Origin of the sequence: Desulfonatronospira sp. MSAO_Bac3 (assembly GCF_003838035.1) — a bacterium.
Lineage (GTDB): Bacteria > Desulfobacterota > Desulfovibrionia > Desulfovibrionales > Desulfonatronovibrionaceae > Desulfonatronospira > Desulfonatronospira thiodismutans.
Map to the genome: position 1 here is coordinate 1 of NZ_QYZY01000293.1, position 8418 is coordinate 8418.

The 8418-nt window shown below is 55.9% G+C and carries 5 protein-coding genes; 3 read left to right on the top strand and 2 right to left on the bottom strand.

Annotation, left to right across the window (positions count from 1 at the left end; genetic code table 11):
- Positions 1 to 2949: hybrid sensor histidine kinase/response regulator (locus D5S03_RS09930; RefSeq protein WP_287043770.1), on the top strand; the 2949-nt coding region annotated here is incomplete at its 5' end.
- Positions 2950 to 3015: 66 nt separating this feature from the next.
- Here the strand turns inward: D5S03_RS09930 and D5S03_RS09935 are convergent.
- Positions 3016 to 3300, bottom strand: a complete 285-nt coding sequence (locus D5S03_RS09935) for a GYD domain-containing protein (protein ID WP_008869611.1) — start codon at positions 3298 to 3300, stop codon at positions 3016 to 3018.
- 127 nt (positions 3301 to 3427) lie between these two features.
- Positions 3428 to 4072, bottom strand: coding sequence for a thiamine phosphate synthase (gene thiE, locus D5S03_RS09940; RefSeq protein ID WP_287043773.1), 645 nt, complete (start codon positions 4070 to 4072; stop codon positions 3428 to 3430).
- A 313-nt stretch (positions 4073 to 4385) separates the two neighbouring features.
- Between thiE and D5S03_RS09945 the strand changes: the two genes are divergently transcribed.
- Both D5S03_RS09945 and D5S03_RS09950 read left to right on the top strand, forming a co-directional pair.
- Positions 4386 to 5792, top strand: a complete 1407-nt coding sequence (locus D5S03_RS09945) for a PAS domain-containing sensor histidine kinase (protein WP_008869609.1) — start codon at positions 4386 to 4388, stop codon at positions 5790 to 5792.
- A 32-nt stretch (positions 5793 to 5824) separates the two neighbouring features.
- On the top strand, positions 5825 to 8418 hold a 2594-nt coding region (locus D5S03_RS09950; RefSeq protein WP_287043774.1), incomplete at its 3' end, for a hypothetical protein.

Sequence of the window (8418 nt, forward strand, 5' to 3'; positions counted from 1 at the left end):
AAAGAATGGCTGCACCTGGCCCCGGAGATGCAGGACCGGGATACTTATCCACGCCTGAATGAGAACTATATACTGGCTGCAGGCGAGGGCGAGGAAGAGATAATGCAGGCCCTCAATGTCCAGGATCTGGAGCAGGGAGAGCAGGGTCTGCAGGTGCGCATTGAAAAGGGGTATGCCGTTGCTGCCTTTCCCATACTGGACTATGCAGGCAATGCAGTCGGGGTCTCCGCCCAGTATCTGGATGTAAGCCAGCAGCAGTTCAGGCTGGCCTGGATGAACCGCCTTCTGTGGGGCACTCCTCTGGCCATTATGCTGGTTTTTCTCCTGGTGGGGCGCAAAGTGGTCCAGCAAAGCGTTATAGAACCCATCAGCCGTATCCGGGAGCAGATACAAGGTATCCAGGAAAATAAAGAAAGCCTGGGCCGGCGGCTGGATCCCGGGTCCAGGGACGAACTGGGCCAATTGACCTCGGACTTCAACCGGCTCATGGACAGATACCATGAGATGCTCACTTTCAACACCATGGTCCTGGACGCTATCCCGGACCCGGTGTTCGTGGTGGACAGCAATATGCACATCATGCACGCCAACCGGGCCACAATGGACCTGGCAGAAGAGCACGACCCGGAAGAATTGAGATATTATACATGCCGGCAGGTATTCAACGCCGACTGCTGCGGTCTGCCCGAATGTCCCATAGCTACCCTGCAAAGAGGCGAAGATGTGGATACCAGACAGATTATCCGCTGGGACCGGGGTGAAGGCCGGGTCATGTATATCCGGCCCAGGGCCAAGGTGCTGCGAGACCGTGAGGGCAACATCGCCGGCTACCTGGAACTGGCTCAGGATGTGACCGCCCTCATGGAAAAAGAGCAGGACCTGGAGCAAAAAAACCAGGAGCTGATGGTACTCAACGAAAAATACCAGGAAGCAGCCAGGCAGGCCAGGGAGGCCAGCCGGGCCAAGAGCGAATTCCTGGCCAATATGAGCCATGAGATCCGCACTCCTATGAATGCCATAATGGGCATGACCGAGCTGGCCGGCAACACCGAGCTGACTCCCGAGCAGAAGGAATATCTGTCCATTATTCAGAATTCCTCTGAGTCCCTGCTGGCCCTTTTAAACGATATCCTGGATTTCTCCAAGATCGAGGCCGGCAAGCTGGATCTGGAGTACATAGACTTCAGCCTGCGCGAAACCGTGCACAACGCTGTCTACTCCGTGGCCATGCTGGCCCATCAAAAGGGGGTGGAGCTGGTAGTGCGTGTGGAGCCGGATATGGAGGACGGGTTCAAAGGAGATCCTGACCGCCTGCGCCAGGTACTGGTCAATCTGGTGGGCAACGCCATCAAGTTTACCCAGCAGGGTGAGGTGCAGGTGGAAGTCCGCCTGGCGGCAGCAGAAGAAATGCTCCAGCATGCAGCCCGGGACGAGGGTTACCTCTCAAAACTGCAGATACTCTTCAGAGTTGTGGATACCGGCAGCGGCATTGCCTGGGACAAACAGGAAGGTATTTTTGAGGCCTTTGTTCAGGCGGACGGCAGCTCCCGCCGTAAGTACGGGGGCACAGGGCTCGGGCTGTCCATAAGCAGCCGCCTGGTAGAAATGATGAAAGGCCGTATCTGGATGCAAAGCGAGCCCGGCAGAGGCAGCACTTTCAGCTTTGTGCTGCCCCTGGAGCCTGGAGAGGATGCGCAAAAAGAGCAGGTCCTGGGGGATGTAAGCCAGCTGCAGGGGCTCAAGGTGCTCATTGTTGACGACAATGCCAACAACGCCGGTATACTCGAAGAAAGCCTCAGGTACTGGTGGATGCAGCCGGCCATCGCCCAGAGCGGCGGCCAGGGCCTGAAGATGCTGGAACATGCCGCCAGCGCAAATGATCCTTTTCAGGTCATGCTCCTGGACATGCACATGCCGGAGATGAACGGCCTGGACGTGCTGGAGGCCATGCAGGACATGGACCCTTCTGTAAAGCCGGTCATACTTGTACTTACCTCCGGGGCGCAGCTGGGAGACTCCCGGAAACTGCGAACCTACGGGGTCAAGGCCTACCTGTTCAAGCCGGTAAAGCAGTCTAAGCTTCTGGGGGCCATCCTGGATGCCGTATCAGGGGGCATGGACCATGAACAGGAGCAGGCGCAAGAGGGCAAAGGGGAGGAAATTGACGGTTTAAGGCCCTTGAAGATACTGCTGGCCGAAGACAACGAGGTGAATCAGCTCCTGGCCGTCAGGATACTCAGCCAGGAGGGGCATCAGGTCCGCGGGGTCCATGACGGCCGGGAGGCTGTGGATGCTCTGGCCCGGGAGAATTTTGACCTGGTGCTCATGGACGTGCAGATGCCGGTTATGGACGGCCTGGAAGCCACAAGGCTTATCCGGGCCCGGGAGCAGGAAGAGGGTCTTTTAAGGACACCTGTTATCGCCATTACCGCCCATGCCCTGAAAGGCGACCGGGAAAAATGTCTGGAAGCGGGCATGGACAGCTATGTGCAAAAACCCATCCGCAAGGCCGATCTGTTCAAGGAGATAAAAGCAGTGCTGGGAGAACACTCTGGCCGGAGCCAGGAAGAAATGGAAGAAGCCGGTGAAAACATGTCAAAAGATCCAGGTCTTCAGTCGCCGGCAGCTGCTGATCTGGAGACTGCCCTGGCCCGCATGGGAGATGACCAGGAGCTTCTTGCGGAACTGTCCGAAAATTTTCTCCAGACCTACGAAGGCTACATGCAGCGCATCCGCAAGGCTGTGGAGGACAATGATCCGGGTTCCCTGACTCACAGCGCCCATACCCTCAAGGGGATGCTGGGTATCTTTGTGGCGGACGTGGCCTGGGAAACAGCCAGAAAGCTGGAGCATAAGGGCCGCAGTCAGGATATGCAGGGAGTTGAGGATCTGCTGACAGAGCTTGAAAGGGAAGTTGAAGAGGTGACAAGGGAACTCAAAACAAAGTAATATTTGAAATCGTTCAGGGGCGTGGACGGCGTCCATGCCCCTGAACAGCTGCCTGCAGGCTGATGATCAGGTAGCCTGTTTGACAAAAGCATCAATCTCTAAGGCCGGCAAGGTCAAGAGCTCTACAGATCCCCTGGATCCCAGTTCCACGGACATCTTCATCATGGCTTCGTTATCCGGAGCCTCCACGATGTTCAGGAAGTCATAGTTGCCAAGCAGGGCATACTGCTGCTTGACCTTTACCCCCATATCCTCGAGTTCCTTGTTTACTTCCATGATACGTTCCGGTTTCTTTTTCAGGGTCTTGCGTCCTTCATCAGTAAGTTTGCTCAAAACGACATACTCAGGCATATGTACCTCCTTAGGTTATGGGTTCCTGATCAATAATTCCTTCAATCCCAAAATCCTCGAATCCCCCAATCCCTCAATCCCCCAATTCCCCGATCCCAAAATCCCAAAATCCCAAAATCCCAAAATTCTAAATCCGCATCTTATTGTCCCTGATTATCCGGACAAGCTCCCTGGCTGCATCAGCGGGAGAATCAGCGGAGCAGACAGCAGATACCAGGGCCACGCCGTCCACTCCGGTGGCCATTATATCCGCCAGGTTGTCCCTGTTGATTCCGCCTATGGTTATAAGGGGTTTGCCGGTCATGGCCCGGGCCTTTTTCAGGCCTTCCAGCCCGAAGGGCTCCTTGGTGTCGGTTTTGGTCTGAGTGGGAAATACCGGGCTCAGGCTCAGGTAATCCACGTCAGTAAGAGATGCCTGCCAGAGCTGGTCATAGGTATTGATGGACACTCCTATGATTTTGTCCGGGCCGAGCATCTCCCGGACCACCTGGTAGGGCAGGTCTTCCTGGCCTATGTGCACCCCGTGGGCCCCGGCGGCCATGGCCACGTCCACCCGGTCGTTGATTATAAGTGGCACGCCGGAATCAGAAAGCCTTTGCTGCAATGCCCTGGCGGTATTTAAAAACTCTCCGGCTGTGCTGTTTTTTTCCCGGATCTGCACCATGCTTACCCCGCCCTGTACTGCATCCAGCACAACACGGGTTAGATCACGGCCCATGCACAGGCCGTTGTCCGTTACCAGATAAAGGGAGTAGTCAATTTTTTTGGTCATAAACTAAACTCTAAAACATGCAGCCCCCAAAAGCAAGATGCCGGGCGGAAAAGATGTGACAGGAACAGTTATTTAAAAGCCCTTGTGCTCTGGCGGCGTATTTTCAGGAGAAAGACCTGAGGCATTAATAAAGACTGGACAAATAATCTAAATTCATGCAAAAAAACATCAGAAATGGTTGGTATAATCCAGGGGCCAGGTGCTCTGAGCAGGCGGATATTCCTGCAGCATACCCTGGGAAAAGGGTGCTCTCAGGCACGGACAAGTGCCTTTGCAGAGATGATTGCAGTCAAACTTTATTGGATCACAATTTATGCCTGACAACGAAAAATCTACCAGGGACAGATTGCAGGAACTCAGGGAAAAGGCGGAAAAAAGCCTTAAGGAGTATGACGATTTAAGCGGGCCTGCATCGGAGTTTGAAGATGTCCAGGAAGTACTGCAGGAGCTAAGCGTCTACCAGGTGGAGCTGTCCATTCAGAACGAGGAACTTCAGGCCAAGCAGGAGCAGCTGGAAAGAACCAGCAATGAGTACAGGCGGCTTTTTGATTTTGCACCTGTGGGGTTTTTCGTTTTCGACGAAAACGGCATCATAGAAGATGTGAACCGCTACGGGGCGGAAATGCTGGGTATGGATCAGCGTACCCTGCACGGCAAACCCTTTATGCTCTACTTAGACACCACATACCAGAGGGCTTTTTCCGATCACCGCCGCCGTGTTTTCAGCAAAAAGCCAGTGGCGGAAGACGTAAGCCTCAAGCTCAAAGTGCAAAACAGCAGGGGGATCTGGGCGCGCATCAAAAGCATAGCCGTTGAGCACGGCGATCAAAAGGCCCTGCGCTGCTTTACAGCCATGCAGGATATTACCCGGCAGGTGGAATATTCTGAAAAGCTCCTGGAGATGAACAGGACCCTGGAGGGCACCAACAACATGCTGCGCCAGGAGATAGAGGCCAGAAAAAAGGTGGAGCAGGAGCTGATTGAGAGCAGGGATGCAGCTGAGGCGGCCACAAAGGCCAAGAGTGGATTCCTGGCCAACATGAGTCATGAGATCCGCACCCCGTTAAACGGTATCTTCGGCATGCTGCAGCTTATGGAAGATACCTCCCTGGATGAGGAGCAGCAGGAGCTTTTGCAGACAGCCAAGGCTTCCGGCCGGGGAATCTTGACCATACTCTCAGATATCCTGGAGTTTGCCGGCCTTGACCAGGTAGAACCCCGGCTGGAAAACAGGCCTTTTGATCTGCGCAGCGTTGTGCAACAGACAATACAAAGCCTGGAGGCTTCAGCGAGACAAAAGGGTCTCGGCATTAAGCTCAGCATTGCAGCGGACCTGCCGGGAGAGGTCTGCGGGGATCAGGCCAGAGTCAGGCAGATCCTTTTCAATATGCTCAGCAATGCCGTAAAGTTTACCCAGGATGGCGAGATTCATCTGGATGTAAGCCTTCTGCGCAGTTATGAGGACAGTATCCTTGCGGGCTTTGCGTTGAGCGACTCCGGTCCCGGGATATCCGATGATCTCATATTCCAGGTCTTTCAGCCTTTTTCCCAGGCGGACAACAGCTTTACCCGCAGGCACGGCGGCCTGGGCCTGGGGCTGAGCATAGCCCGGAACCTGGTCAAGCTCATGGGGGGCACTATCGCCCTGGATACTGAAGAAGGCCGGGGCAGCACTTTTTACTTTACTTTGAAGCTGGGACTCAACTGCCCTGCCCAGTAACTGTCCTTCATCAAAACATAATTGCGGGAAATATGAGCCGTAACAGTCCTGCCGGGAGCAGGAAGAACCGGCCCCGGTCCATGCACGGCAAGGTGGTTTCAGTACTGCTGTTAATGCTGGCGCTTCTGCCGGTCCTGGTCCTGGGGCTGTATATATCCCTGCCCTTCATCCTGGAAAGGTTTCTTGTAAGCTACATGCAAGACCAGGGCATTCAAGAAGCTCAAATCCGGGTGGACTCCGTGGGTCCCAGGGGGATTCACCTGAGTGACATCCGGGGGGAAAACCTGGGGCTGGAAGTTGACCGGGTGGCTGTGCGCCTTGGGTGGTCAAGCCTTATGCAGGGCAGGGCCGATAGAATTGTGGTCACAGGCCTGAACTGGCGGGCCGGATACACTCCGGAAGGACTGGACCTGGGATTGCCCTTTAAAGGGGACGACCGGGAAAGAGAGTTGGCCGTCCCTGCTCTTCCCTTTGATGTGCTTGAGCTGCAGTCGTCTTCATTTCTTATGGAATACGCAGGCCTCGGCTGGCGGGTGCCCCTTAGCGGTGTTGTCCAGGCCGGGGATGTTAAAAACATCAGGGCCGAATTTGAAACCAGGCTCCTTGGTTCAGCTCTGCAGATAAAGGGTTTGGCTGACCTGGAATCAGGCAGGGCGGATGTTTCGATCCAGAGTTCCTGGCCGGAAGATGAGAGGTTTGAGTCCTTGCCCCGGCAGGGGCTGCCCCTGCAGGCGGAACTTTCGCTAACCTGGGCCGGCGGCCTGGATGATCCAGGAGACGGCTGTATTGATTTTTATGCAGAGCTTGGGCGACAGCACCTGACACTGGCTGGTACGAAGTTCGGCCTGGACAGGGCGGCGCTGAACCTGCAGGGTACTTTTGACGGTTTTTCCCGTGACAGTCTGCAGGCAGGTGTTCAGCTGGAAGGCCTTAAACTGGGTGATTTTCAGTTTGCCGGTATTGATATGCTGCTTAAGGACAGGGGAGTATCGTCTATGCAGGCCCGTCTGGAAAAGCCGGACAGGCTGGATCTGGACCTGACGGGCACACATGAAGACATATTTGCCCTGTGGTCCGGGGATGAGCCCTGGTCCGGAGAGTGGGACCTGGACCTGGCGGGATCTGTATCCCCTGAGCTGGCCGGGGTTTTTCTGCCGAAAGACGCCCTGGTCCAGAGGGACTTTCCCCTGCAGGCTGCAGGTAGACTCAAGGCCTGGGCCATCCGTGATGAAGGCGGGCTGGACTGGCGGGTGTCCTTAGATTCTGCCAGTGCTGAAGCAGGACCGCTGGACCTGCATTTGCCGCAGCAGAAGGCGCAGGTCAGGGGCATTTTTCTGGAACTGTTTCCCGGGATTTCTGCCGGGCCGGATTTGACCACTGTGCGCCTGGGCCGGGAGAGCAGGCTTGGTTTTGATTCCATGTCCATGGACCTGGAGGATGAGCACCTGGAAATACCGGGGATTACCCTGTCCGGCAGAGACGACTGGGCCGGGCTGGATCTGGCTGCGGGAGAAGCACCCCGGATAATGCTGGATGCTTCCTTGCCGGGCGGGCTGGTTGTAAAATCCCGTGACGCACGGGCCTCATTCGCCGCAGGGGGGTTGCAGGCTGACCTGGAGTTCATGGACGGCCTGCCCCGGGGCGGGCTTACAGTTAGTCTTTCCGGGGGCGGGGTAGAACTTCAGGATATGGGCCTTGAACTTGCAGGAATAAGCTTTGGCCTGCCCGTGAGCTGGGACAGCCAGGCACAGGACCGGGGCAGGTGGAATATAGAACATATTTATTATAACGGCGAGAAGTTCCCCGGGCCTGAAGGCGGCGTTGCTGTCAGTGATTACCGGCTCCAAGCTTACGGGGCCTGGGAGGCTTTCCCGGGAATCAAGGCTGATCTGGGACTGGATCTTTTTTTCGGGGACCAGGGTCTGAAAGGCAGGGCAACAGCCGGCACTGACTGGTTTGATGTACCGTCCCGGGAGCAGCTCCAGGACTTTTTTCCCCGGATCAGGGATTTTGATATTCAGGGCCGGGCCAGGCTGGATATACAGGCGGACCTGGATGCAGGGGGCATGGAGCCGTACCTTCAGCTGGAGCTGGAGGACCTGGATGTGCAGGGCCGGGAAGCAGGGATTGCAGCCAGAGGCATATCAGGTCTTGTGGCCCTGGACAGCATCGATCCCTTGTACTCCGCCCGGGACCGGGACAGCTATCTGCATGTCCAGGAGCTTGACACGGATATATTTTCCGCCCGGGACGGTCTGACCAGTTTCAGGGTCCGGGGGGATACACTGCATCTGGACAAAAGCTCCTGGCTGCTGGTGCCACAGGGCAGGATTGCAGTACATTCTTCCAGGTGGGACCTGGAAGCAGGGGAAGGCCGGCTGGATATGTATTTTGAGGACGTGGATCTCCTTGAGTATGCCGGACGGGCCTTCCAGGACAAGATAGAGGGCAGCGGCCTCTTTTACGGGCACGTGCACCTGGGCCTGGATTCTGATAGGATAAGTCTTGGGGACGGATACATATATTCCCTTCCTGGAACCGGCAGGCTGGGCATAAAAGATGAAGAGCTCATGGATACCCTGCTTATGTATGTGCGCCAGAGCCTGGCCGGGCAGGAGTACCTCTC